The 23,460-nt window shown below is 73.1% G+C and carries 19 protein-coding genes; 5 read left to right on the top strand and 14 right to left on the bottom strand.

Annotated elements, in window-relative coordinates:
- Positions 1–37: 37 nt before the first annotated feature.
- From ACFFXY_RS15905 to ACFFXY_RS15945, 9 genes are all read right to left on the bottom strand, one after another.
- Positions 38–676 carry a GntR family transcriptional regulator gene (locus ACFFXY_RS15905; protein ID WP_382352426.1) on the bottom strand — a complete coding sequence of 213 codons (639 nt, stop codon included), beginning with the start codon at positions 674–676 and terminating at the stop codon, positions 38–40.
- 114 nt (positions 677–790) lie between these two features.
- Positions 791–3,451 (bottom strand): beta-L-arabinofuranosidase domain-containing protein, encoded by a 2,661-nt coding sequence (locus ACFFXY_RS15910; protein ID WP_382352429.1) that lies wholly within the window; start codon positions 3,449–3,451, stop codon positions 791–793.
- Positions 3,448–4,848 carry an aminopeptidase P family protein gene (locus ACFFXY_RS15915; RefSeq protein WP_382352433.1) on the bottom strand — a complete coding sequence of 467 codons (1,401 nt, stop codon included), beginning with the start codon at positions 4,846–4,848 and terminating at the stop codon, positions 3,448–3,450. Before ACFFXY_RS15915 ends, ACFFXY_RS15910 begins: the two co-directional genes overlap by 4 nt.
- Complete coding sequence (locus ACFFXY_RS15920) at positions 4,845–6,134, bottom strand: alpha/beta fold hydrolase (protein WP_382352436.1); 1,290 nt, start codon at positions 6,132–6,134, stop codon at positions 4,845–4,847. The genes ACFFXY_RS15915 and ACFFXY_RS15920 overlap by 4 nt, the downstream gene beginning before the upstream one ends.
- A complete protein-coding gene (locus ACFFXY_RS15925; RefSeq protein ID WP_382352439.1) occupies positions 6,131–6,988 on the bottom strand; it encodes an ATP-binding cassette domain-containing protein in 858 nt (285 codons plus the stop codon). The genes ACFFXY_RS15920 and ACFFXY_RS15925 overlap by 4 nt, the downstream gene beginning before the upstream one ends.
- Positions 6,985–7,821: an ABC transporter ATP-binding protein gene (locus tag ACFFXY_RS15930; protein ID WP_382352442.1), complete on the bottom strand. Its 837-nt coding sequence runs from the start codon at positions 7,819–7,821 to the stop codon at positions 6,985–6,987. Before ACFFXY_RS15930 ends, ACFFXY_RS15925 begins: the two co-directional genes overlap by 4 nt.
- Positions 7,818–8,816: an ABC transporter permease gene (locus ACFFXY_RS15935; RefSeq protein WP_382352445.1), complete on the bottom strand. Its 999-nt coding sequence runs from the start codon at positions 8,814–8,816 to the stop codon at positions 7,818–7,820. The genes ACFFXY_RS15930 and ACFFXY_RS15935 overlap by 4 nt, the downstream gene beginning before the upstream one ends.
- Positions 8,813–9,787: an ABC transporter permease gene (locus ACFFXY_RS15940; RefSeq protein ID WP_382352448.1), complete on the bottom strand. Its 975-nt coding sequence runs from the start codon at positions 9,785–9,787 to the stop codon at positions 8,813–8,815. The genes ACFFXY_RS15935 and ACFFXY_RS15940 overlap by 4 nt, the downstream gene beginning before the upstream one ends.
- A gap of 6 nt (positions 9,788–9,793) precedes the next feature.
- Positions 9,794–11,479: an ABC transporter substrate-binding protein gene (locus ACFFXY_RS15945; protein WP_382352451.1), complete on the bottom strand. Its 1,686-nt coding sequence runs from the start codon at positions 11,477–11,479 to the stop codon at positions 9,794–9,796.
- Positions 11,480–11,736: 257 nt separating this feature from the next.
- Here ACFFXY_RS15945 and ACFFXY_RS15950 point away from each other — a divergent pair, with 257 nt between their 5' ends.
- Positions 11,737–13,866, top strand: a complete 2,130-nt coding sequence (locus ACFFXY_RS15950) for an alpha-galactosidase (protein WP_382352454.1) — start codon at positions 11,737–11,739, stop codon at positions 13,864–13,866.
- A gap of 10 nt (positions 13,867–13,876) precedes the next feature.
- On the opposite strand, the gene ACFFXY_RS15955 is transcribed toward ACFFXY_RS15950, so the two are convergent.
- The gene (locus tag ACFFXY_RS15955) at positions 13,877–14,488 is read right to left on the bottom strand and encodes a TetR/AcrR family transcriptional regulator (protein ID WP_382352457.1); all 612 of its coding nucleotides are present in this window, start codon (positions 14,486–14,488) and stop codon (positions 13,877–13,879) included.
- Between the two features lie 88 nt (positions 14,489–14,576).
- On the opposite strand from ACFFXY_RS15955, the gene ACFFXY_RS15960 reads away from it, so the two are divergent.
- Entirely contained in the window at positions 14,577–15,611 is a 1,035-nt protein-coding gene (locus ACFFXY_RS15960) for an aldo/keto reductase (protein ID WP_382352460.1), read from the top strand.
- A 40-nt stretch (positions 15,612–15,651) separates the two neighbouring features.
- On the opposite strand, the gene ACFFXY_RS15965 is transcribed toward ACFFXY_RS15960, so the two are convergent.
- The 3 genes from ACFFXY_RS15965 to ACFFXY_RS15975 form a co-directional block, all read right to left on the bottom strand.
- Positions 15,652–17,046, bottom strand: coding sequence for a cellulase family glycosylhydrolase (locus ACFFXY_RS15965; RefSeq protein WP_382352463.1), 1,395 nt, complete (start codon positions 17,044–17,046; stop codon positions 15,652–15,654).
- Between the two features lie 83 nt (positions 17,047–17,129).
- A complete protein-coding gene (locus tag ACFFXY_RS15970; protein WP_382352466.1) occupies positions 17,130–18,122 on the bottom strand; it encodes a MerR family transcriptional regulator in 993 nt (330 codons plus the stop codon).
- On the bottom strand, positions 18,122–18,772 hold the full coding sequence (locus tag ACFFXY_RS15975; RefSeq protein ID WP_382352469.1) for a HEAT repeat domain-containing protein: 651 nt from the start codon (positions 18,770–18,772) through the stop codon (positions 18,122–18,124). Before ACFFXY_RS15975 ends, ACFFXY_RS15970 begins: the two co-directional genes overlap by 1 nt.
- Positions 18,773–18,896: 124 nt before the next feature.
- Here ACFFXY_RS15975 and ACFFXY_RS15980 point away from each other — a divergent pair, with 124 nt between their 5' ends.
- From ACFFXY_RS15980 to ACFFXY_RS15990, 3 genes are read left to right on the top strand one after another with little or no spacing between them, the layout of a single operon-like run.
- Entirely contained in the window at positions 18,897–20,279 is a 1,383-nt protein-coding gene (locus ACFFXY_RS15980) for an MFS transporter (protein WP_382352472.1), read from the top strand.
- A 33-nt stretch (positions 20,280–20,312) separates the two neighbouring features.
- Positions 20,313–20,867 carry a Chromate resistance protein ChrB gene (locus tag ACFFXY_RS15985; RefSeq protein ID WP_382352475.1) on the top strand — a complete coding sequence of 185 codons (555 nt, stop codon included), beginning with the start codon at positions 20,313–20,315 and terminating at the stop codon, positions 20,865–20,867.
- On the top strand, positions 20,867–22,024 hold the full coding sequence (locus tag ACFFXY_RS15990; protein ID WP_382352478.1) for an MFS transporter: 1,158 nt from the start codon (positions 20,867–20,869) through the stop codon (positions 22,022–22,024). The genes ACFFXY_RS15985 and ACFFXY_RS15990 overlap by 1 nt, the downstream gene beginning before the upstream one ends.
- A gap of 66 nt (positions 22,025–22,090) precedes the next feature.
- On the opposite strand, the gene ACFFXY_RS15995 is transcribed toward ACFFXY_RS15990, so the two are convergent.
- Complete coding sequence (locus tag ACFFXY_RS15995) at positions 22,091–23,449, bottom strand: UDP-N-acetylmuramoyl-tripeptide--D-alanyl-D-alanine ligase (protein ID WP_382352481.1); 1,359 nt, start codon at positions 23,447–23,449, stop codon at positions 22,091–22,093.
- Between the last annotated feature and the right edge of the window lie 11 nt (positions 23,450–23,460).

Genomic DNA, 23,460 nt, shown 5'->3' on the forward strand with positions numbered 1-23,460 from the left:
CCCTGCACCGGAGTGCCGCCGCCGACAGGCGAACGGCCTAATCCGCCGCCGGTTCCTCCGCTTTGCCCGCCCACCAGCCGACCGCGTGGCCGATGTGCTGACGCATGAGCTCCGCGCACGCCTCCGCGTCGCCCGCCACGAGGTGGTCGAGGAGCCGGTGGTGCTCGGCGGCGGAGACGTCGAGCATGCTGGTCTCCACCAGCGAGACCAGGCCGACGAGGCGGGTGCGGGCCCGCAGCTCGGCGATGGTCTCCACGAGCACCGGGTTGCCGAGGATCGCAGTCAGCTCCAGGTGGAACTTCTGGTCGGCGAGCAGGTACGCGGTGAGGTCGCCCGAGCGGGCGCCCGCCACGATGTCGTCGGCCTGCGTGCGCAGCTCGGCGAGCCGCCCGGTCGGGAACGCGGCGGCGAGGCGCGCCATGGCGGGCGGCTCCAGCAGCAGCCGGATCTCCACGATGTCGTGCAGCAGGTCGTCGCTCACGGCCGTCACACGGAAGCCCTTGTTGCGCACCGGCTCCACGAACCCGCGCTTCTCCAGGTCGAGGATCGCCTCCCGGACCGGCGTCGCGGACACGGCGAACTGCTCGGCGAGGCGGGGCACCGTCAGGAGCGCCCCGGGCGCGAGCTCGCCGGAGATGATCGCGGTCGAGAGGGTCCGCTCGACGCGCGCGCGCAAGCTTTCGCCCGGTTCGAGGCGATTGTCAGAGGTCAACATGATGCTCCCGCTCCCCACAAGGCGCATGGCCGCGCCGCCGTGCAGTGTACGCGATGGCGGCGACGATTCCGCTGGTCATGGAGTTCCCCGCCTTCCGGGGATGACGAGGCGCCGCCGGGGCTCCTCGTTGCCCGCGCGATCGGTCGCGGCGTACTCGATGACCTGCGGCTCGTCGCCGATCGCGCGCACGAACGCCTCCTGGAACGTGCCCCAGAACGTGCCCGGGCCCTCCCACTGGATGCGCTCCACACCGGACACGGCGTCCTCGGCGCGGAGTGTGATCTCCACGCTCGCGCCGAGATCCTTGACGACGGCCTCCGAGACGGGCGGCGCGGTGTCCACGCTGAGCTCGCGGCCCACCGAGCCGGTGCGGCCCTCGGGGTCGCTCGCGCGGGCCTCGACGCGGTGCACGCCTTCCCCGGTGAGGGCGACGGGCCCCGTGTAGGGGGTCCAGTCGCCGCCGTCGAGGCGCAGTTCGAGCGTGAGGCGGTCGCCGGTGCCCGAGTCGATGTCGAAGCCGCGCAGACGGATTCGCGGCGCGGTGGTGTACCAGCCGGAGGGCGCGGGGTCGTCCAGGACCTCGATCGCGACCGCGGGCGGGACCGTGCCGGGATCGATGAGGACCGGGACGTCGAGGCGCTCGTCGGGGCGGGGCGTGCCGGTGGCCCCGTCGAAGGCCGCCGCGGCGGCCAGGACCGCGGCGACCTCCTCGCGGCCGAGGAGCCCTTCGGCGCGGACGCGGCGGGCGGTGTCGGCGACGCGGGCGAGGAACGCGGTGCGGTCGGCGAAGGAACCCGGGGCCCACAGCTCGTCGAGGAAGGTGGAGCCGTCGGCGCGCTGCCGGTTCGGCACGCCGGTCCCGTTGCCGCCGAACGCGATCTCGGCGTCCGCGGAGCGGAGGTACATGTGGTAGCGGCCGTCCCCGCCCGACCAGCACGGCTCGAACGCGATGCCGTCCAGCTCGATCGCACCGTCGCGGCCGAGTTCGGCGAGCAGCTCGGCGCCGGTGCGGCCGGTGATGAGGCTGCCGTCGAAGGCGCGGCGGCCGTTGAGGCCGAACGCGAGGCCCGTGGTGGCCTCCGACCGCGCCAGCAGGAGCGTCGCGCCGAGGAACAGCGCGCACTGCCGCGGATCGTCCACGGTCGCTTCGGCTCGCAGCGACACGGGCGTGGTCAGGGCGAGTTCGTCGCCGTCCTGCCAGGCGCGGGTGACCGCGGCGTACTCCCCCGCGGCGGGCGCGGGGAGCCGCTCGCCGTTGAGGCGCAGCTCCGGCTCGCCTGCGGCCCAGGCGGGGACGCGGAGGCGCACGGTGCGCTCGGCGCCGTCGCCGGAACCGGTGAAGCGCAGCGTCACCGACTCGCCGAGCGGGAAGCCCGAGCGCTGCGAGACGCGCAGACCGGCCTCGGACCAGTCGAGGTCGGCGTCAACGGGGAGGTTCGCGTAGAGCCCGTCGGGGGCGGCGAGGAAGACCGTGTCCTGGTACTTGACGTGGTTTTCCAGGCCGGTGCCGCCGCAGCAGGTGCCGACGTTGTCGTACTCGCGCAGCGCGCCCGGGTGGACCGGGAACATGTACGTGACCTCGGGGCTCGTGTCGGAGCGGACCGCGCGGCGCGAGCCGAGGACGTGGTTGAGGACCGTGCGCTCGTAGTAGGCCGTGTAGCGGGGGTCGCGGGTGTGCGCGAAGAGGCGGCGCGCGAGTTTCAGCAGGTTGTAGCTGGCGCAGGTCTCGGCGTTGCGGTGGCCCACGTCGCCCGCGACGGTCCCGGGCGGGCCCCACAGCTCGGACTCGCCGGTGCCGCCGTGGGCGTAGGTGCGGCCGGGCACGATCTGGTCCCAGAGCCCTGAGGCCGCATCGAGGTAGCGGCGCTCGCCGGTCAGCTCGAACTCGTCCACGTAGCCGATGAGCTGCGGGAGGTGCTGGTTGGCGTGCATGTCGGTGAGCACGTCGGTGCGCGAGGCCCCCGCGTCGAGCAGCAGGTCCTGGTCGAAGAAGCGGGCGGTCTCCAGGAAGCGCGGCTCGTCGGCCGCGGCGCTGAGCCGGGCCATCACCTCGTTCATGCCGCCGAACTCCCCCGCGATGTACAGCGACCACATGCGCTGGCGCCGTTCGGGTTCGAGGCGCGAGAGGCGGCCGTGGAGCCAGCGGCCCATCGACACGGCGAGGCCGAGGGCCTGGCGGTTGCCCGCAAGCTCGTAGGCGTCGAGGAGCCCGGCCATGAGCTTGTGGCACGTGTAGTACGGGGCCCAGATCTCGCCGTACGGCGCGAAGTCCTCCAGGCGCGAGAACTGCCACTCGCCGTACGCCGCAAGGAAGCCGTAGTGCGAGTACCGGCCCGTGGCGGCCAGCGCGGCCTGGACCTCCGCGAGGCCCGCGACCATCTCGTCCACTTTGGCGCGCAGGGCCGGGTCGTCCTCGCCCGCGGCGGCCATGGCGAGCATGGAGAGGAAGTGGCCCGCGTAGTGGCCGCGCAGGAGGTTCGCGGTCTGGGCGTGCTCGCGGCCGGGGTAGTCGTGCTCGCCCCAGGCGTCTTCGTTGGGGTGGCCGAAGTCCTCCCAGTTGCCGGGCGGGAGGGCCCCGCGGGTGTCGAGTCCGGCGTTGCGGCGGAAGACCGCGAGGAGGCGGTCCACGGGGTAGGCGCGGGCGAGGTGGAGCAGTTCGGTGCGGGCGCGGGCGAAGACCGATGCGTCGCCGATGCGGACGGCGCCGAGCGGGAAGGGCTGCAACGGCTCGGTCACTGCTGGGCCTTCGTCCAGGTCTCGATGCCGTCGGCGTCGATGGGGAGGGCGGCGGAGAGGACTTCGGAGCCGGTGGCGGTCACGAGCACGTCGTCTTCGAGGCGCACGCCGATGCCGCGCAGCTCCGGGGGGACGGTGAGGTCGTTGGCGTGGAAGTACAGGCCGGGTTCGACGGTCATGACGACGCCCGGTTGGAGGTCGGCCCCCATGTAGTCCTCGTACTCGGCCTTGGAGCAGTCGTGGACGTCGAGGCCGAGGTGGTGGCCGATGCCGCAGGCGAGGTAGCGGCGGTGCTGCTGGCCGTCCGGGGAGAGCGCCTCGTCCACGGAGACGGGGAGGAGGCCCCAGTCGTGGAGGCCGGTGGCGATGACTTCCATTGCGGCGTAGTGGAAGTCGAGGTACTCGATGCCGGGCTTGATCTGGGCGAGCCCGGCGCGGTGGGCCTTCTCCACGAGGTCGTGGACCTCGCGCTGGCGGGGGCTGAAGGTCCCGGAGGCGGGGAGGGTGCGGGTGACGTCGGCGGTGTAGAGGCTGCGGGCCTCCACGCCCATGTCGAGGAGGAGCACCTCGTCGGAGAGGACCGGGCCGTCGCAGCGGACCCAGTGGAGGGTGGGCGCGTGGGAGCCGGAGCCGACGATGGTGGTGTAGCCGGTGCCGTTGCCGTGGGTGCGGGCGTGGCGGTCGAAGGTCCCTTGGAGCCAGCGCTCGCCGAGGCCCTCGGTGACGGCGCGCGGGATCTCGGCGGCGACGGCGGCGAAGCCGGTGACGGTGGCGTCGACGGCCTCGCGCAGTTGCGCGATCTCCCAGTCGTCCTTGACCATCCGCAGTTGCGAGAGGGTGCGGTCCAGGAGCGGGGAGGGTTCGAGGCCGTGGGCGGTAGCGCCGGTCGCGGTGGCGAGGGCGCCGGCGAGGTCGAGGCCGTCGAGGTCGGCGAGCGGCCGCACGGTCAGGCCGAGGGCGTCGGCCCATTCGCTCAGGCCCGGGGAGGCGCCGACCCAGAGTTCGCCGTGGGCGGCGTTCGCGAAGAACCCGGTGTCGCCGGGGCGGAACGGCGGCGGCATGAACAGGCGGGCGTCGTGGCCGCCGGGCCGCGGGGTCATGACGAGGACGGCGCCTTCGATCTGGGCGCCGGTGAGCCACGTGAAGGAGCTGTCGGCGCGGAAGGCGTAGTCGTTGTCGTCGTTGCGGACCGGGGCGGTCCCGGCGGGGACGAAGATCGTCTCGCCGGGGAGGCGCGCGCTGAGGCGGTCGCGGTGGGCCGCGGCGGCTTCGGGTGCGCCGTGGACCGTGGGCGCGGGGACCGGTCCGGTCCCCCAGCCGGTGGCGATGTAGTCGGTGAACGCGGGGGTCTCGGTCAGCCGCGGGTAGCGTTCGCCCGCGTAGGGGGGTCGTGTCATCGGCGTTCTCCTCCTCGGTCGCGGACCAGGTCGCGCAGGCGGGTGAGGACCCGGCCCGACCCGATGCCGTCGTGCTCGAACTCGTTGGTGACCCACGCCTGGGCGTTGCCGACGCCGTCGAGGGTGTCCAGTTGCAGGCCGGAGTCGACGAACATGTCGTCGAAGTAGACGACCGCGGCCACGGGGACCTCGTTGGCGGCCAGGCGTTCGGCGTCGAAGACGCGGCTCCACTCGCGGCGCGCGGCGAGGGCGTGGACGGCGGGCGCGAAGCCGCGCAGGAGCCTGACCTCCTCGAACATCCACGGGAACGCCATCTCGCCGGTGAAGGGGAGCGGGCGCACGTCCTCGCCGAACTCGGGCCGCCGGTCGCGTTCGCGCTGCGCGGCCCACGCGGTGGGGCCGTTCGCGCCGTCGCCGTAGATGGACTCCTGGAGGGTCCAGAACAGCGGGTTCGACGCGGAGGAGGTGCGGGCGAGGACGTCGGCGAGGAAGCCTTCGGAGAGGCGGCCGTCGCGGATGAACGCCTGCTCCACGAGCCAGTGCATGCGCTCGAAGCCGGGTTTCATGCCGAAGTCGATGCCCAGGGACTGGAAGCGGCGCACGGTGAGCACGTCGCCGTCGGGCAGGAGCACGGGTTCGGCGGCGAGCCGGTCGGCGATGGCCGCCACGGCGTCGGCGTCGTGGGGGTAGCGCCGGTAGTACTCGGCGGTCTTGGCGGCGACGCGGTCGAAGGTGCGGCGGTAGACCTCGTCGGCGCTCATGGGGTTGCCGGGGATGCCGCCGCACACGTACGCGGCGGCGAGGGCCTCGGGCGCGTGGGAGAGGTAGGCGAGGGTGAGCCAGCCGCCGTAGGACTGCGCGAGGGTCGTCCACTTGCGGCCGTCGTAGACGCTGGCGCGCACGTGTTCGAGGTCGCGGACGATCGAGTCGGCGCGGAAGCACGCGAGGTGGTCCGCTCCGGCCTCGGCGTCCCCGATCTCGGCGACGACCTGGGCGTCGAGCGGGGTGCTGCGGCCGGTGCCGCGCTGGTCCACGAGGACGACCCGGTAGTCCTTGAGGGCCTCCTCGATCCAGCCGTCGGCCTTGAGGGGGCGCGGGTTCGCGCCGCCGGGGCCGCCCTGAAGGTAGGTGAGCAGCGGCAGGTCGGCGCCGCGCCTGTCGGGGTCGACCAGTTCGCGCACGAACACCTCGATCGTGCCGCGCGCGGGGTCGGCCCAGTCGAGCGGCACGTCCACGTACCGCTCGCTCACCCGCATGCCGGGCATCGAGTACTCCACTGCGCTCATGCTTCCGCCTCCTGTCGGTGCCGCCGCGCCGCCTCGTTGCGGCGCCGTGCGGCGTCCCATTCCGGCCTGATCCTAGGGACGGCCGCGAGGAGCTTGCGGGTGTACGGGTCCTGCGGGTCGCCGAACACCTCGTCGCGCCCGCCGGACTCGACGATCCGGCCCTCGTTCATGACCGCGACGCGCGTCGCGATCTGCCGCACCACGGCGAGGTCGTGCGCGATGAACAGGTAGCTGAAGCCCTCCTCGTCCTGGAGGCGCTTGAGCAGGTTGATCACCTGCGCCTGCACCGAGACGTCGAGGGCCGAGACGGCCTCGTCGGCGATGATGAGCCGCGGCGAGACCGCCAGCGCGCGGGCGATGCCGATGCGCTGGGCCTGCCCGCCGGAGAACTGGGCGGGGAAGCGCGCGGAGTGGTCGGGGTTGAGGCCGACGCGCTCCATGAGCGCCTTGGTGAACGCGCGCGCGCCGCCGGGGATGGGCCGCTTCTGGTAGACGAGCGGGGCGGTGACGATCCGCTCGACGGTGTGCTTGGGGTTGAGGGACGAGTAGGGGTCCTGGAAGACCACCTGGACTTCGCAGCGGTAGGCGTGGAGGTCCTTGCCGGTGAGGGCGTGGACCTCGCGGCCGGCGAACTCGATGGTGCCCTCGGTGGTGTCGATGAGGCGGGCGATGAGGCGCGCGGTGGTGGACTTGCCGGAGCCGGACTCGCCGACGAGCGCGAGGGTCTCGCCGGCGCCGACTTCGAGGGAGACGTCGTCCACGGCGCGGAGTCTCGCGGTGCGGCCCAGGAGGCCGCCGCCGTGGATCGCGAACTCCTTGACGAGGTTGCTCGCGCGGAGCAGGGGTTCGCTCATCGGTCCTCCTCGGTCGTGGTGCGCAGCAGTCCGATCTCGTCGTCGATGCGGGGGACGGCGTCGAGGAGCATGCGGGTGTAGTCGGCCTGCGGGTCGCAGAAGACGCGCTCGGCGGTGCCCTGCTCGACCAGGTCGCCCTCGCGCATGACGACGATCTGGTCGGCGACCTCGCTGACGACGGCGAGGTCGTGGGTGATGAGGATGAGCCCGGCGCCGGTGTCGCGGCGGATCTCGGCCAGGAGGTCGAGGATCTGGGCCTGGACGGTGACGTCGAGGGCGGTGGTGGGCTCGTCGGCGATGATGAGGTCCGGTTCCATGCTCAGGGTCATCGCGATCATGACCCGCTGGCGCATGCCGCCGGAGAACTGGTGCGGGTAGTGGTCGACGCGGCGGGCGGCGTCGCGGATGTGGACGCGTTCCATGGCTTCGATGGCGACTTTGCGGGCCTCGCGGCGGGTGACGCCGGTGCGGTGCGAGCGGTAGGCCTCGGCGATCTGGGTGCCCACGGTGTAATACGGGTTGAGGGAGGAGAGCGGGTCCTGGAAGACCATGGCGATGCGGTCGCCGCGGACGGACCGCATCTCGCGCTCGCGGAGGGTCGTGAGTTCGGTCCCGTCGAGTTCGATGGAGCCGGTGCGCTTGGCGCCCTTGGGGAGCAGGCCCATGATGGCGAGGCTGGTCATGGATTTCCCGGACCCGGATTCGCCGACGATGCCGAGGGCGCCTCCGCGCGGCAGGTCGAAGCCGAGGCGCTTGACGACCTCGACGTCCCCTGCGGCGGTGGGGAAGCCGACGGTGAGGTCGCGGACGCGCAGGAGCGGTGTCTCGGTCATGTCGCGCTCCCGACGCGCACCCGCGGGTCGATCGCGGTGTACAGCAGGTCGACGACCATGTTCCCGACGACGACGAGGAACGCCGCGAGGAGCGTGACGCCCATGATGACGGGCTGGTCGTTCTTGGTGATGGAGTCGGCGGCGAGCTTGCCGACCCCGTTGAGGCCGAACACGGTCTCGGTGATGAGGGCGCCGCCGAGGAGCCCGGCGAAGTCCATGCCGAAGATCGTGACGATCGGGGTGAGGGCCGGGCGCAGGGCGTGGCGCCGCCACACGAGGCCGGGGCTGAGGCCCTTCGCGCGGGCGGTGCGCACGTAGTTCTCCTGGAGGGTCTCGATGACGTTGGCGCGCGTGAGCCTGGTGTAGACGGCGGCGGCGCCGATGGAGAGCACGATCCAGGGCATGAGGAAGTTCATGAACCACTGGAGGGGGTCCTCGCTGAACGGCACGGCCTGCGGGAACGGGAGCCAGCCGAGCGTGACGACCAGGAGGAACTGGAGCGACAGCGCGAGGACGTAGTTCGGGACGGACATGCCGGTGAGGGTGAGGCCGGTGATGAACCGGTCGGTGAACTTCCCTTCGCGCACGGCGGAGACGAGTCCGGCGGAGACGCCCGCGAGGAGCCACAGCACGGCGGCGCCGACGGCGACGGTGGCGGAGACGGGGAGGCGCTGGAGGATCATGTCGGTCACCGGCTGGCTCGACTGGAACGAGTAGCCGAGGCACGGTGCGACGCAGTCGATCGCGTTGGCGCCGGTGCCGTAGGTGCGGCCGACGAAGAGGCCGGAGAGGAACGTCCAGAACTGCTTGGGGAACGGCTCGTCGAGGCCGAGGTTGGCGCGGATCTGGTCGATGGCCTCGGGCGTGCAGTTCTTGCCGCAGATCTGCACGGCCGGGTCGGGCGAGAGCAGGAAGAAGATGACGTAGGTGAACAGGCACACCAGGAACAGCACGACGGCCATGCCCAGCAGGCGGTTCGCGAGGAAGCGGATCATGCGCGGCCCTCCCCGGACTCGGCGATCTTCTTGATGCGGTCGCCGAGGACGGTGAACGACAGCACGAGCAGGAACAGGAACGCGCCCGGGAACAGGAAGTACGCGGGGTCCACGGCGTACCAGGACACGGAGGAGGCGATCATCTGGCCCCACGAGGGGGTCGGGGGGACGACGCCCACGCCGAGGAAGGACAGGCCGGCCTCGGTGCCGACGTACCCGGGGACCGCGAGCGTGGTCATGACGATGATCGTGGAGGAGAGGTTCGGGAGGATCTCCTTGAAGATGATCTGGGCGCTGGAGGCGCCCGAGGCCTTCGCGGACTCGACGAACTCGCGCTGCTTCAGGGACATGGTCTGGCCGCGCACGATCCGGGCCAGGTAGGGCCAGCCGAAGAAGGAGATGACGACGACGAGGAGGGCCTGCCGGTTCTCGGCCGGGAGGGCCGAGAGCACCGCGATCATGAAGATGAGGGCCGGGAAGGCCATCAGGAACTCCATGATCCGGGAGATCACCATGTCGGTGCGCCCGCCGAAGTACCCGGCGATGAGCCCGAAGACGACGCCGAGGGTCGAGGTGAGCGCGGTCGCGAGCAGCGCGATCGTCATGGACACCCTGGCGCCGTAGACGATCCGCGCGAAGATGTCGCGCCCGTTGCCGGGCTCGACGCCGAACCAGTGGTCGGTCCCGATGCCGCCGCCCCACCCGAGCGGGAGCCCGCCGAGGTTCGGGTCCACGGCGGCCTGGTCGAACTCCAGGGGGCCGTAGCCGGAGAGCTTGACCAGGAGCGGGGCCGTCAGGGCCATGAGGATGACGACGAGGATGTACGCGGCGCAGGCGACGGCGGCGCGGTCGCGCAGGAAGGCGCGGGCGAGGCGTCGCCCCGTGGCGGGCGGCGAGGACGACGCGGGGTCGCCGGTCGCCTCACCGCCCGCCGCGCCTTCGGCTTCGAGTTCAGTCGGAGTGAAGGTCATCGGTGATCAGCCTGCGGACGGGTCCTTGAGCCCGATGATCGTCAGGTCCGTCATGCTGGTGTTCGGGATGTAGTTCGCGATGTTCTCGCCGGGCAGGAACACGCTCGGCTCCTGGAGCAGCGGGACCATCGGGGCCAGGCCCATGACCTGCTCGTCGAAGTCGCCCCAGGCGACGTTCGCGGCGTCGAGGTCGGTCATCGCGCGGATCTCGTCGATGCGGGCGTTGACCGCCGCGTCGTCGAACAGCCCGATGTTGGTGTTGCCCTTCTCGGTGATGACGCGGCCGTCGACCAGCGGCGGGACCATGGTGGAGGAGCTGGAGGGCCAGTCGGGGCACCAGCCGGTGATCGCGGCGTCGCTCATCTGCGAGGGCGTGCCGATGGTCTCGTAGTACGTGGAGGTGTCGATGACGTTGAGCTGCACGTCCACGTTGATCTTCGCGAGGGCCTGCTGGATCGACTCGGCCTGCGCCTGCATGATCGGCTGCGAGCGGATGTCGAGGGTGAACGAGAAGCCGTCTTCGAGCCCGACCGAGGCGAGGAGCTCCTGCGCCTTCTCGGGGTCGCCGTTGTTCCCCTCGCTGGGGTACAGGTCGAAGTCCTTGTGGCCGTTGACCGCGTCGGGGATGATCGTGGTCGCCGGGAGCGCGAGCTGGTTGCCGCCGGAGGCGGTCTGGAGCGAGGTGCGGTCGACGGCGTAGTTCATCGCCTGGCGCACTTCGAGCTTGTCGAACGGCGCCTCGGTGGTGTCCATGCCCATGTAGGTGACGCAGTACGCCTCGGCGGTCTCGGTGCGGTCGGCGAGATCCGGGGACTGGAGGCGCGCGAGGGTGGCGGGCTGGACCTTCCCGGAGATCGCGTTCTGGTCGGCGCCCTGCCCGGCGATGAGCCGCTCGTCGATCGTGGCCCCGTCGAGGCCGATCTCGAACTCCCACGCGTCGGGGTAGGCCTTGCGGACGTCGTCGGTGCCGGCGTCCCAGTTCTCGTTGCGCACCAGCTTGATGAGGCTGCCGGGCGTGTAGGCGTCCACGGTGTAGGGGCCGGAGGCGATGACGTCGTTGATGAACTCGTCGCCCGCGCCGGTGCCGACCGGGAAGGGCACCGCGTTCGGCTGCGCCAGCACGGAGTCGAACTCGGGGAACGGCTCGATGAGGTGGAAGACGATCGTCTTCTCGTCGGGCGTCTCGATCCCGGGGTGCTCGCCGGACTGGTACGGGCCGAGGTAGTCCTCGGGGGCCGCGATCGTGTTCTTCAGCCACGGGGAGCCGATGCCGATCTCGGGGTCCCACGCGCGGGAGATGCCGAAGGCGAGCTCGGTGGAGGTGATGGGGTCGCCGTTGTCGAACTTCAGGCCGTCTTTGAGGGTGTAGGTCCAGGTGAGGCCGTCTTCGGAGGCGGTGCCGAGGCTCTCGGCCATGTCCGGGACGATCGCGTTCGGGTCGTCGGCGTCGCCCGCGGCCTGCATGGTGAGGCCGCGGTAGATGAGCCGGTAGAACGCGTTGACGCCGCCGTCCCAGCCGCGGGCCGGGTCGAGGTAGGAGAAGTCGGCGTTCTGGAGCATGTGGATGGTCCCGCCGGAGACCGGGTCGTCGCCCGCGGTGCCCGCGGACCCGGTCTGCCCGCCGGAGCAGCCGGTGAGGAGGAGGGCGGCGGCGAGGAGTGCCGCGGGCGCCCTGGTCAGTTTCTTCAGCATGGGGGAGGTCCTTCGTCTGTGCGCCGAACGACGGGCCGCATTCCCGGGGGGCGGGTGTTCACGGGGCCGTCTCGCCGACGCCTCGGAGGCGCCGGCTCGCAGTAACATATCACATATCACATATCACTGACTTGGGCTCGGGTGTCGCCTCCGAGCAGGCCGGATGGGAACCTCCTGGCCGCCGCAGGCGCGGGCGGCTACGGTAGGGCGCCGACGGCAAGCGCTCTTCCCCCAGTCCACCGTTCCGAAGGAGCACCGTGAGCACACCGACCCTCCTGCGCCGCGACGGCGTGGCCCTCGTCCTGGACACCGCCGACGCGGGCCTGCCGCCCGTGCTGCACTGGGGCCGCGACCTCGGGCCGCTCGACGCGGCCGGGCTCGACGCCCTCGCGGCCGCGACGGGCCGCCAGACCGCGCCCGGCACCCTCGACGCCGCGTGGCGGGTCCCGCTGGTCCCGCAGGACTCCGACGGCTGGGCCGGGCGCCCGGCCCTCCTCGCCACCCGCGACGGCCGGCCGCTCTTCCCCCGTTGGGCCGCAACGGTGGAGCGCACCGGCGACGCGGCGGTCGCGATCACCGCGACCGACGCGGACGCGGGCCTGACGCTGCGGACGCGCCTGGAGATCGGCGCGGGCGGGCTCGTGCTCCTCGACCACGAGATCGTCAACGACGGCGGGGGCGCGGTGGAGGTCGCGTGGCTCGAAGCCGTGCTGCCCGTGGCGAAATCGGCCGACCACCTGACCGCGTTCTCCGGCCGGTGGGCCCGCGAGAAGGCCCCGCTCACCGCGCCGATGCCGCGCGGGGCCACCGTGCGCGAGTCCCGGCGCGGGCGCGGCGGCCACGACGCCCCCTGGGTCACCTTCGCGTCGGCGGGCCTGCCGCGCAACCGGACCGGCGAGGTCTGGGCCGTCCACCTCGGCTGGAGCGCCGACGTGCGCCACCGCACCGACCGGCTCACCGAGCACGGCACCGCCCTCGGGGCCGGGGAACTGGTGCGCCCCGGGGAGATCCGCCTCGCGCACGGCGAGTCGTACCGGACGCCGACCGCGTACTTCTCTTACGCGCACAACGGGCTCGACGGCGTCGCCGACCGCTTCCACACGTGGATGCGCGCCCGCCCGCAGCACCCCAGGAGCGCGCGCCCGCTCGTGCTGAACACGTGGGAGGCCGTGTACTTCGACCACGACCAGGAGCGGCTCTCCGCGCTGGCGCGGCGGGCGGCCGAGGTCGGCGTGGAGCGGTTCGTCCTGGACGACGGCTGGTTCCACCTGCGCCGCGACGACAAGGCCGGGCTCGGCGACTGGGTCGTGGACCCGGCGGTGTGGCCCGAGGGCCTCGAACCGCTCGCCGAACTCGTGCGCTCGCTCGGCATGCAGTTCGGGCTGTGGTTCGAGCCGGAGATGGTGAACCTCGACTCCGACGTCGCACGTGCACACCCGGACTGGGTCCTCGCCAACCCGGCGTCGGTGCCTTCGCCGGAGGGCCTGTCGTTCCGGACCCAGTACGTGCTCGACCTGGCGAACCCGGGCGCGTTCGAGCACCTGCGCGGCCAGATGTCCGCGCTGGTCGAGCGCCTCGGCATCGCGTTCATCAAGTGGGACCACAACCGGGACCTCGTGGAGGCCGTCCACGACGGCGCGCCGGGGACGCACGCGCAGACCCTCGCGGCGTACCGGCTCGTCGACCGCCTCAAGGCCGACCACCCCGGCCTGGAGATCGAGTCGTGCTCCTCGGGCGGGGCCCGCACCGACCTGGGCATCCTCCAGCGCACCGACCGCATCTGGGCCTCGGACTCGAACGACCCGGTGGAGCGCCAGGACATCCAGCGCTGGACCGAGCTCGTGCTCCCGCCGGAGATGATCGGCGCGCACGTGGGCCCCTCCCCCGCCCACTCCTCGGGCCGCGCCACCTCGCTGCCCTACCGGATCGCGACCTCGCTCCAGGGCTCGGCCGGGTTCGAGTGGGACATCATGTCCTGCACCGAGGAGGAGACCGCCCGCATCACCGGGTTCGCGTCCCTCTACAAGGAACTGCGCGGCCTCCTCCACACCGGCTCGGTGGTCCACCCCGACACGGTCGACCCGGCCCTGCGCGTCCGCGGCGTGGTGGCCGCCGACAGGTCGGAGGCGGTCTTCACGATCGCCACCGTCGCGTCCCTCGAAGAGGCCCTGCCGGAGCGCCTGCTTCTCGACGGCCTCGACCCCGACCGCAGCTACAAGGTCAAGGTGCGCACCGAGATCGGCGAGGCCAAGTGGGGCTGGACCACCCCGCCGTGGCTCGCGGGCGAGCCCGTGACGGTCCCCGGCAGCATCCTGACGGGCGTCGGCCTCCAGCTCCCGGGCCTGTGGCCGGTGCAGGCGGTCCTGATCCACCTGACCGCTGCCTGAGGGCGGCGGTCTAGAGCACGTAGGCACCCGAGCGGGCGGCGGCCGCGGCAGCGGCGGCCGCCCGCTTCGCCGTGTCCGCGTCGAGGGGGTCGCCGGAGACGAGGAAGCGGTAGTAGAGGGGGGCGGAGAGGGCGCGGACGACCTCGGCGGGGTCGGTGCCCGCGGGGACCTCGTCGCGGGCCAGCGCGTCGGTGACGCACGGGGACCACTCCTCGATGCGGAGGCGGTAGAAGCGGTGGAGGGCGGCGGCGGCCTCGGCGTCGGACGCCGCGGCGGCGATGAGGGCGCGGAAGAGCGGGCCCTGTCGCTCGTCGGTGAGGGTCTTGAGGATGAGGGCGGCGAGGGCGGCCAGGTCGCCGTCGAGGGTGCCGGTGGCGGCGCGGGGCTGGGAGGACTCGGCCATCTCGGCGAGCATGTCGGCGACGAGGCCGTGGACGGTGCCCCAGCGGCGGTAGACGGTGGTCTTGCCGACCCCGGCGCGGCGCGCCACCTCGGCGAGGTCGATGCCGCCGATGCCCTTGTCGGCCAAGGCGTCTCCGGCGGCGTGGAGCACGGACTCGCGGACGCGGGCGGTGCGCCCGCCGGGCCGGGCGGTGCCGGGGGCGCCAGTGGCCTGATTCATAACGGGACTCCAGTTGCGTTAAGGATGGTCGCTGCGCTAGCTTAGACCATGTTAACGGAACTGAAGTTCCTTTAGAAGGGAAACCGTCATGGAACACCGCCGTCTCGGCCGCTCCGGCCTCCACGTCCCCGCCCTGTCCTTCGGCGCCGGGACCTTCGGCGGCTCCGGCCCGCTGTTCGGCGCCTGGGGCGACACCGGCGCCGACCAGGCCCGCCGCATGGTCGACATCGCGCTCGACGCGGGGATGTCCATGTTCGACACCGCCGACGTCTACTCCGACGGGGCCTCGGAGGAGGTCCTCGGCGCGGCGCTCAAGGGCCGCAGGGACCAGGCGCTCATCTCCACGAAGGCCGGACTGCCCGTGGGCGAGGGCGCCAACGAGGCCGGGGCGTCCCGGGTCCACCTCACGCGGGCCGTCGAGACCGCGCTGCGGCGCCTCGGCACCGACTACATCGACCTGTTCCAGCTCCACGCCTTCGACGCCCGCACCCCCGTGGAGGAGACCCTCGCGGTCCTCGACGACCTCGTGCGGGCCGGGAAGATCCGGTACGCCGGCGCCTCGAACTACGCCGGGTGGCAGCTCATGAAGTCCCTCGACGCCGCCGACCGCGACCGGCGCCCGCGCTTCGTCGCGCACCAGGTGTACTACTCGCTCGTGGGCCGCGACTACGAGTGGGAGCTCATGCCGCTGGGCCTGGACCAGGGCGTCGGGGCGCTCGTGTGGAGCCCGCTCGGGTGGGGGCGGCTGACGGGGAGGATCCGGCGCGGGCAGCCGGTGCCCGAGGGCAGCCGCCTGCACCAGACCGCGCAGTTCGGGCCGCCCGTGGAGGACGAGGCCCTGTACCGGGTCGTGGACGTGCTCGACGAGATCAGCGCCGAGACCGGGAAGTCGGTGCCGCAGATCGCGATCAACTGGCTCCTGCGCCGCCCCACCGTGGCGTCGGTGATCGTCGGCGCCCGCGACGAGGCGCAGCTGCGGCAGAACCTCGGCGCGATCGGGTGGGAGCTCGACGCCGAGCAGGTCGCCCGGCTCGACAAGGCGAGCGCGAGGACCGCGCCGTACCCGTACTACCCGTACGAGCGGCAGGAGGGCTTCGCACGGCTGAACCCTCCGGCGGTGTGAGCGGCGGGGCCCGGTCCGATGGGGACCGGGCCCTCGCTCGCTACGGGAGGTTCGCGATCACGAAGGGCGCGTGGCCGTGCAGGTAGTTGTCCCACCCGCCGGTGACGGGCGCTCCGGCGGACAGCAGGTTGGTGGAGTCGTTGCCGACGTCCAGTTTCCATGCGGTCCAGGAGATCTTGTTCGCGGCCATCCAGTCGATCCAGCGCTGGGCCTCGTCGAGGCAGACGCGGCCGTCGAGCCCGCCGTCGGCGGCGCTGGCGCCCCACTCGGTGACGAAGAGGGCGAGCCCCGCGTCCACGGCGGCGTCGGCCTTGTCGCGGTTCCACTGGGCGTGGGTGCACGAGTAGAAGTGCAGCGTGTACATGAGGTTCGTGCCCGCGACGGGGCTCTGGGCGGCGGTGTCGACGTCCTGGGACCAGGTCGGGGTGCCGAGCACGATGATGTTGTCGGGGTCCTGCGCGCGGATCGCCGCGGTCACGGCCTCGTGGTAGGGCTTGAGGACGCCGGTCCAGGAGACCTGCTCGGGCTCGTTGTAGGGCTCCCAGATGACGTTGGGGAGGTGCCCGTAGCGGTCGGCGAGGTCGGAGAAGAACGCGACGGCCTCGGCCTGGTGCTGGTGGGCCTGGTGGGCGTGGAAGTCGACGATCACGTAGACGCCGGCCTCGGCCGCGTTCTGGATCACGGTCTCCACTTCGGACTTCCAGCCCTGGGGGTCGTCGAGGTAGGCGCCCTCGGGCTCGACGCCCATGGCGACGCGGAAGACCTCGATGTTCCAGTTGTCGCGCATCCACTCCAGGCCTTGGAGGTTCTGCGCGTACGGCTGGGTCTGCCAGTGCAGCCACATGCTGGAGACGCCGCGGAGCTGGACCTGCGCGCCGCTCTCGTCGCACATGCCCGCGCCGCAGACGTGGAGCTGTCCGTGCTCCTCGACGGGGGTGCCCGCGGGGGGCGGGTCGGTGGGCTCGGGGTCGGTCGGCTCGGGGTCCGTGGGCTCGGGGCCGGTGGTCTGCTCGCCGCCGCCTTCGGCGCAGGCGACGCCGTCGACCTCGACGTTGGTGATCTCGCCGGAGTTGCCGCTCGCGGTGAAGCCGAAGACCTCCCGGGTCTGCCCCGCGGCGATCGCGCCGTTCCATCCCGCGTCGGAGGCCGTGAAGTGCGACCCGCTGAGGGACTGGGAGGTGACGTTCCAGGCGCTGATGCCGGAGACAGCGCCGGTGAAGTCCCATTCCACGGTCCAGCCGTCGAGCGTCTCGCCCGCGGTGATGCTCACGTTGGCCTGGAAGCCCGAGCCCCAGTCGTTGACCACGTCGTACTCGACGTCGCAGGCGCCTGCGGCGCTGGCGTTCTGGGCCGCCGCGACGGTGAGCGCGCTCGCGCCGAGCGCCGCGGTGACCGCGGCGAGGATCGCCGCCGTCCTTCGTCTTCGCGTCTTCATATGCCGTCCTCGGGTAGGGGAAGCGGGAGTGCGGAAGCGCTCCCAAACAACATATTGAAGTTTGCCAATCTATTGCCGCGGCGTCAAGCCCTGTCGCGGGCCTCCACGACCCCGGCGAGCGCGGCGGCGGTGCGCGCGACCGTGGGGTCGGGGTCGGCGGCGAGGGGCCGGAGCAGGTCGAGCGCGAGCCCGTCCGGGAGTTCGGCGAGGGCCTGGACGAGGCGCAGCCGGGCGGGCGGCTCGGCGGCGGCCAGGGCCGCGGTGAGGTCGTACGCGATGGCGGCGGCGGGCCCGGGGTCGGCGGCGAGCGCGCCGAGGACTTCGGCGGCGTCGACGTCGTTGGCGCCGTTGACGACCATGTCCACGAGGACGGGGATCGCGGCGGCGCTCCCCCGGGCGCCGAGCGCGAGTGCGGCGCGGCCGCGGACGGCGGTGACCGCGTCGTCCAGGACCGTGTCGAGCGCGGTCGAGGAGTCGTCGCCGGGGATCTCGGCGAGGGCCTGGACGGCGCGCAGCCGCACGTCGGGGTCGTCTGAGGCCAGGCCCGGGACGAGGCTCGCGACGCCGTAGTCCGCGCGGGCCAGGGCCCACTGGAGGGCCCCGGCCACGAGCGGGTCGCGTTCGGCCAGCACAGCTTCGGCGAGGAGCGGCGCGGGCAGCTCCGCCTCCAGGGCGGCCTGCTGGCGGCGGGCGGCGCTCGGGGAGGCGAGGCCGCGCAGCAGCTCCACGATGCGGAGCACGTCCTCCCAGCCTTCCGGGTCGGAGGCGTCGACGGCCTTGAGCCGCTTGAGGAGTTCGCGCTCGCGGGCGAGGCGGGCCTCCGCGGCGGCGGTGAGGTCGGCGATGAGCGCGGCCGGCGCGAACGACGGGTCGTCGAGGACCGCGCCGATCTGGCGCAGCGACAGGCCCAGGGTCCGCAGGCTCTCCACGTGGAAGATCCGCCGGATGTCGGCGTCGGCGTACTCGCGGTAGCCCCCGGTGGTGCGGCCCGTGGGCCGCACCAGGCCGAGGTTGTCGTAGTGCCGGAGCATCCTGGTGGAGACGCCGGAGCGCCGCGCGACCTCGCCGATGAGCATTACGCCTCCGGTTCCCGGCCGCCGAGCGCGGCGATCCGCTTCGCGGCGTCCACGGCGGGCTCGAAAGCGGCCTCCGGGTCGCGCAGAAGCCGCTCCGTCGCGGCCGCGTGCGCCGCGACGACGGGGTCGTCGCTCGCCAAGGCGGCCTTGAGGACCGGCTCGGCGTGCTCGCCGAGCGCCGCGAGCGCGCGGCTCAGGCTGCGCTGCACCTCCCGCTCGCCGCGCCCGAACTGGGCGGCGAGTTCTTCGGCGAGCGCGCGTTCCCGACCCTCGGGGACGAGGACGACGGCCGCGCGCCAGGCGGCGCGGGCGACCTCGTCGTCGCCGTCGCGCAGCAGGTCCCGCGTGATCGCGGGCCAGGCGCGGGCGTCGCCGATCTTCGAGAGCGTGTGCAGGGCCTGGGCGCGGGCCTGCGCGTTCGCCGAGGCGAGTTCGGCGAGCAGGGCCGGGACCGTGACGTCGGCGGGGAGCCGCGTCAGCGCCCACGTGAGCATGTCGCGGACGTAGAAGTCCGGTTCGACCGCGCACCGCGCGATCAGGGCCGCCGCGGCGGCCGGGTCGGCCTCGGTGCCCGCGGCGAGCGCGGCCTTGAGCCGCACCGAGGCGTCGCGGGCGGCGAGCGCGCCGGTCGGCGTGCGTGTCGTGTCCATGGGGACCACCTCCGCGGTCAAGTGAAGACCTTGCCATCGTGTCAATGTCAAGCGCTTCGCGGGGGAATTCGCGGCGGACCGATGAGTCCGGGGCGCGCGGGCGGTCATAGGGGGAGACACTGAGATGCGAGAGGACGACATCATGAGCCTGGCGCCGACGCCCCCCGGTGGGTTCCGGACCTTCCTGCACGTGCTGGTCAACACGGCCGTCGCGAACGTGACGACGAGCTTCCTGTGGTTCGCGCTGACGTTCTGGATCTACGTGGAGACGCGGAACGTGATCGCCAGCGCCGTGGTCGCCGCGTCGTACATGATCTTCGTTTCGCTGTTCGGCATGTTCTTCGGGACGCTCGTGGACCGCTACGCGAAGAAGGCGGTCATGGTGTGGGCGACCCTCGCGGCGCTCGCGGTGTTCGTGCTCGACGCGGCGTTCTTCTTCGCGGTCGGCGAGGAGGGGATGCGGGACCTGTCGAAGCCGTGGTTCTGGATCTTCGCGGTGGTGATGCTCGCGGGCGCGGTCGTGGAGCAGCTGCGCGGGATCGCGCTGTCGACGACGGTGACGCTGCTGGTCCCGGCGGAGCGGCACGCGAACGCGAACGGCCTCGTGGGGACCGTCCAGGGCGTGGCGATGCTCGTGACGAGCGTGTTCAGCGGGCTCGCGGTCGGGTTCCTGGGCATGGGGTGGACGCTGCTCATCGGCATCGCGGCGCTCGCGCTGACGCTGCTGCACCTGGTGCCGCTGGCGATCCCCGAGGAGCGGCGGGCCCCGGACGGGGAGCCGGGGTCGCTGGTGGACCTGCGCGGCGGGTGGCTGGCGGTGCGGGCGGTGCCGGGGCTGCTGGCGCTGGTGCTGTTCACGACGTTGAACAACCTGTTCGGCGGGGTCGCGATGGCGGTGATGGACCCGTACGGGATCGACATGTTCGGCGTCGAGGGCTGGGGCATCTGGTTCGCGGTGGCGTCCACGGGGTTCATCGCGGGCGGCGCGGTCGTGGCCAAGCGGGGCATCGGGAGGAACCCGATCCGGACGATCCTGCTCGTGGTGGTCGCGCTCGGGCTCGCGGGCGGGCTGTCGGCGGTGCGGGAGCTGGGGTGGCTGTTCATCCTCGGCGTGTGGGTGTTCATGGCGCTGATCCCGGCCGCGGAGGCTGCGGAGCAGACGGTGATCCAGCGGGTCGTGCCGTTCGAGCGGCAGGGGCGGGTGTTCGGGTTCGCGATGACGTTCGAGGCCGCCGCCGCGCCGGTGACGGCCCTGGTCATCGCGCCGCTCGCGGAGCTGCTGGTGATCCCGTACATGCGGACCGAGGCCGGGCAGCGGCAGTGGGAGTGGCTGCTGGGGACCGGGGACTCGCGCGGGATCGCGCTGATCCTCCTCGGCGGCGGCCTGGTCTGCGCGGCCCTGGCGGTCGCGGCGATGCTCGCGCCGCAGTACCGGCAGCTCAGCGCGAAGTACCGTGCGGCCGTGGAGGAGTCCGAGACCGAGGAGCAGGAGGCGGTCGCCGCCTGAGCTCGCGATGTAACGGCTGATACATTCGCCGTTGTGACGAGTGAGGGACAGGGCCGGTGGCTGGTGCTGCTGGTGAAGGTTCCCGCGGCGCCGTCGAAGCACCGGGTGGGCATCTGGCGGGAGCTGCGGCGGATCGGCGCGCTCTCGCTGGGCCAAGGGGCCTGGGCGACGCCGGACCTGCCGGTGTTCGGCGAGGGCGTGGAGCGCGCGGTGGCGCTCGCCGACCGCGCCGGGGGCGAGGTCGTGGTCCTGGAGGCGAGCGGCCGGGCCGAGCAGGACGCCGAGCGGCTCGCGGCCCGGTTCACCGCGGCCCGCTCCGAGGACTGGACCGAGTTCCTCGCCGAGTGCGACAAGTTCGAGGCCGAGATCGCCAAGGAGATCCGCATCGGGAAGCTCACGCTCGCCGAGCTCGAAGAGGAGGAGCAGAGCCTCCAGCGGCTGCGGCGCTGGCACCGCGACCTGACGGCCCGCGACGTCTTCGGCGCCCCCGAAGCGCCCGCCGCGGCCGAGCGGCTCGCCGCGTGCGGCGAGGTCTGCGACGGCTACGCCGAGCAGGTGTTCACCGCGCTCCACGGGGGCCGGAGCTGATGGCGCGCACCATGGGCCCGCTGTACCTGGCCGGGTTCACGACCGCATTCGGCGCCCACGGCGTCGCCTCGGTGCTCGGCGCGGAGTCCGACGACATCGGCCTGACGCTCCTGGGCCTCGGCGCGGTCCTGGCGCTGTACGACGTCGCCGAGGTGGTCCTGAAGCCCGTCTTCGGGGTGCTGTCGGACCGGGTGGGGGCCAAACCGGTGATCGTGGGCGGCCTGGCGGCGTTCGTGCTCGCCTCGCTCACGGCCCTGATCGACCCGACGCCGCTCGTGTTCGCGATCGCGCGCCTCGGGCAGGGCGCTGCGGCGGCCGCGTTCTCCCCCGCGTCGTCGGCGGCGGTCGCGCGCCTGGCGGGCCGCGAGCGGCTCGGGCGGTACTTCGGCCGGTACGGGGCCTGGAAGAGCCTGGGGTATGTGCTCGGCCCGCTCATCGGGGTGGGCCTGACGCACCTGTTCGGCATCGAGGCGGTCTACGCGGCGCTGGCCGCGCTCGCGGCCGTCGCCATGGTGTGGACGCTCGCCGCGCTCCCGGCGCTGCCGGTGGTACCCCGGCCGCGGTACACCCTCGCCGACCTGGTCCGGCAGACCACCGAACGCGGGTTCCTCGTGCCGACCGCGCTCCTAGCGACGACTACCGCGGTCCTCGGTGTGGCCGTGGGGTTCCTGCCGCTCCTCGCGACCCGCCTCGACCTGCCCGCGCTCGCGGGCGCCGCGGCGGTCGCAGCCCTGGCGCTCGCCTCCACCTTGGTGCAGCCGCTCGTGGGACGGCTGCGGGACACCGGCCGGATCGCCGACCGGACCGGGACTGCTGCGGGACTCGCGCTCGCGGCGGTCGCATTGGGGCTCATCGCGGTCGCGCCGCACTGGTCGACGCTGCTCGGTGCGGCCGTCCTGCTGGGCGTCACGGTCGGCACGGTCACCCCACTGGCCTTCGCCCACCTCGCCGCCGCCACGCCGGAGGAGCGCATGGGCCGCACCATGGGCAACGCCGAACTCGGCCGCGAACTCGGCGACGCCGGAGGCCCCCTCCTGGTCGGCGCCATTGCAACGGCCGCAACCCTTCCGGTGGCACTAGGCGCACTCGCAGCCCTCAGCCTCGCCTCAGCGGCCCTGGCACGGGTCGGGCTGGCCCGGCGGCAACCGGTCGCGTAACGGCCTGCGGCAGCACAGGCGGCCGGCGCTGAGCGCCGATCCGCACGCCGCGTCGCGGGCGGGGCCTCAAAGTCGGTCGAGGGCTTCGATCGCCTCCGCCACCTCGTCGAGGCGGGCCGCTCTCGACGCCTTGACGAGGACGACGTCCCCTGGCGCAAGGCGGCTGCGGAGCCAGTCTGCGGCGGCGGCGTTGGTGGGCAGGGCCGTCGCGCGGTCCCCCGCGCCTGTGGCGATGAGGCGGGCGTCGGGGCCGACCGCGATCACTGCATCGGCGCGGGTGGCGGCGTAGGCGCCGATGGCGCGGTGTTCGGTGTCGGCGGCGTCGCCGAGTTCGGCCATCTCGCCGAGGACCGCGATGCGGCGGCCGCCTTCGATGGCCGCCAGCGCGTCGAGGGCGGCGCGGGTCGAGTCCGGGTTGGCGTTGTAGGCGTCGTTGAGCAGGACCACGCAGTTGGCGAGTTCGCGCAGTTCCATGCGCCACTTAGAGAGCGAGGCGGTCTCCAGGGCCTTCGCGGCCGCGTCGAGGGGCACGCCCGCCGCGAGTCCCGCCGCGGCCGCAGCGGCGGCGTTGCCTGCCTGGTGGGCGCCCGTGACCGGGAGCGCGACGCGGGCCGAACCGTCAGCCGTGCGGAGCGTGAAGGCCGGGCGGCCGAGGCGGTCGAGGGTCAAGTCGGCCACGCGCACGTCGGCGTCGGCCGCGGTGCCGAAGGTGAGGACCGGCCCGGCGGCGAGGGCGCGCATCGCGCGGGTGCGGGGGTCGTCGGCGTTGAGGACGGCCGTGCCGCCGGGCGCGAGGCCCTGCACGAGTTCGCCCTTGGCCGTCGCGATGGCCTCGCGGGTCCTCATGTAGCTCAGGTGCGCCTGGCCGACGTTGAGCACGACGCCGATGTCCGGCGGGGCCAGCGCGGCGAGGGCCGCGATGTCGCCGACGCGCCGCGCGCCCATCTCCAGGACCAGGAAGCGGGTGGCGGGGTCGGCGCGGAGCATCGTGATCGGGGTGCCGAGCTCGTTGTTGAGCGAACCGGTCGTGGCGACGGTGGGCGCGGCGGCGCCGAGCACGGCCGCGATGAGGTCCTTGGTGCCGGTCTTCCCTTGGGAGCCGGTCACTCCGGTGATCGTGAGGCCGCCGCGGAGGACGGCCGCGACGTGGGCGGCGAGCGCCTGGAGGGCCGCCTGCGCGTCGGCGACGACCACGGTGGGCAGTGCCGTGGGGCGGGTGCCGAGGACGGCGGCGGCGCCCGCGGCTCCGGCCTGGGCGGCGAAGTCGTGGCCGTCGGCGTGCTCGCCCGCGAAGGCGACGAGGAGGCCGCCGGGCTCGGCTTCGCGGCCGTCGAGGACGGCGGGGGCGGTGACCGTGACGGCGGGGTCGCCCGCGACGGTTCCGCCGGTGACCGCGGCGATCGCGCGGAGGTCGAGCGGGATCATGCGGCGGCTCC

Source organism: Glycomyces mayteni, assembly GCF_042428885.1.
Lineage (GTDB): Bacteria > Actinomycetota > Actinomycetes > Mycobacteriales > Micromonosporaceae > Glycomyces > Glycomyces mayteni.

What these genes read in the sequence shown, in the direction of transcription:
- ACFFXY_RS15915 (WP_382352433.1), bottom strand. Translation starts at nt 4,848, where the DNA reads ATGACACGACCCCCCTACGCGGGCGAACGCTACCCGCGGCTGACCGAG.
- ACFFXY_RS15920 (WP_382352436.1), bottom strand. Translation starts at nt 6,134, where the DNA reads ATGAGCGCAGTGGAGTACTCGATGCCCGGCATGCGGGTGAGCGAGCGG.
- ACFFXY_RS15925 (WP_382352439.1), bottom strand. Translation starts at nt 6,988, where the DNA reads ATGAGCGAACCCCTGCTCCGCGCGAGCAACCTCGTCAAGGAGTTCGCG.
- ACFFXY_RS15930 (WP_382352442.1), bottom strand. Translation starts at nt 7,821, where the DNA reads ATGACCGAGACACCGCTCCTGCGCGTCCGCGACCTCACCGTCGGCTTC.
- ACFFXY_RS15935 (WP_382352445.1), bottom strand. Translation starts at nt 8,816, where the DNA reads ATGATCCGCTTCCTCGCGAACCGCCTGCTGGGCATGGCCGTCGTGCTG.
- ACFFXY_RS15940 (WP_382352448.1), bottom strand. Translation starts at nt 9,787, where the DNA reads ATGACCTTCACTCCGACTGAACTCGAAGCCGAAGGCGCGGCGGGCGGT.
- ACFFXY_RS15945 (WP_382352451.1), bottom strand. Translation starts at nt 11,479, where the DNA reads ATGCTGAAGAAACTGACCAGGGCGCCCGCGGCACTCCTCGCCGCCGCC.
- ACFFXY_RS15955 (WP_382352457.1), bottom strand. Translation starts at nt 14,488, where the DNA reads ATGAATCAGGCCACTGGCGCCCCCGGCACCGCCCGGCCCGGCGGGCGC.
- ACFFXY_RS15960 (WP_382352460.1), top strand. Translation starts at nt 14,577, where the DNA reads ATGGAACACCGCCGTCTCGGCCGCTCCGGCCTCCACGTCCCCGCCCTG.
- ACFFXY_RS15965 (WP_382352463.1), bottom strand. Translation starts at nt 17,046, where the DNA reads ATGAAGACGCGAAGACGAAGGACGGCGGCGATCCTCGCCGCGGTCACC.
- ACFFXY_RS15970 (WP_382352466.1), bottom strand. Translation starts at nt 18,122, where the DNA reads ATGCTCATCGGCGAGGTCGCGCGGCGCTCCGGCGTCTCCACCAGGATG.
- ACFFXY_RS15975 (WP_382352469.1), bottom strand. Translation starts at nt 18,772, where the DNA reads ATGGACACGACACGCACGCCGACCGGCGCGCTCGCCGCCCGCGACGCC.
- ACFFXY_RS15980 (WP_382352472.1), top strand. Translation starts at nt 18,897, where the DNA reads ATGCGAGAGGACGACATCATGAGCCTGGCGCCGACGCCCCCCGGTGGG.
- ACFFXY_RS15990 (WP_382352478.1), top strand. Translation starts at nt 20,867, where the DNA reads ATGGCGCGCACCATGGGCCCGCTGTACCTGGCCGGGTTCACGACCGCA.
- ACFFXY_RS15995 (WP_382352481.1), bottom strand. Translation starts at nt 23,449, where the DNA reads ATGATCCCGCTCGACCTCCGCGCGATCGCCGCGGTCACCGGCGGAACC.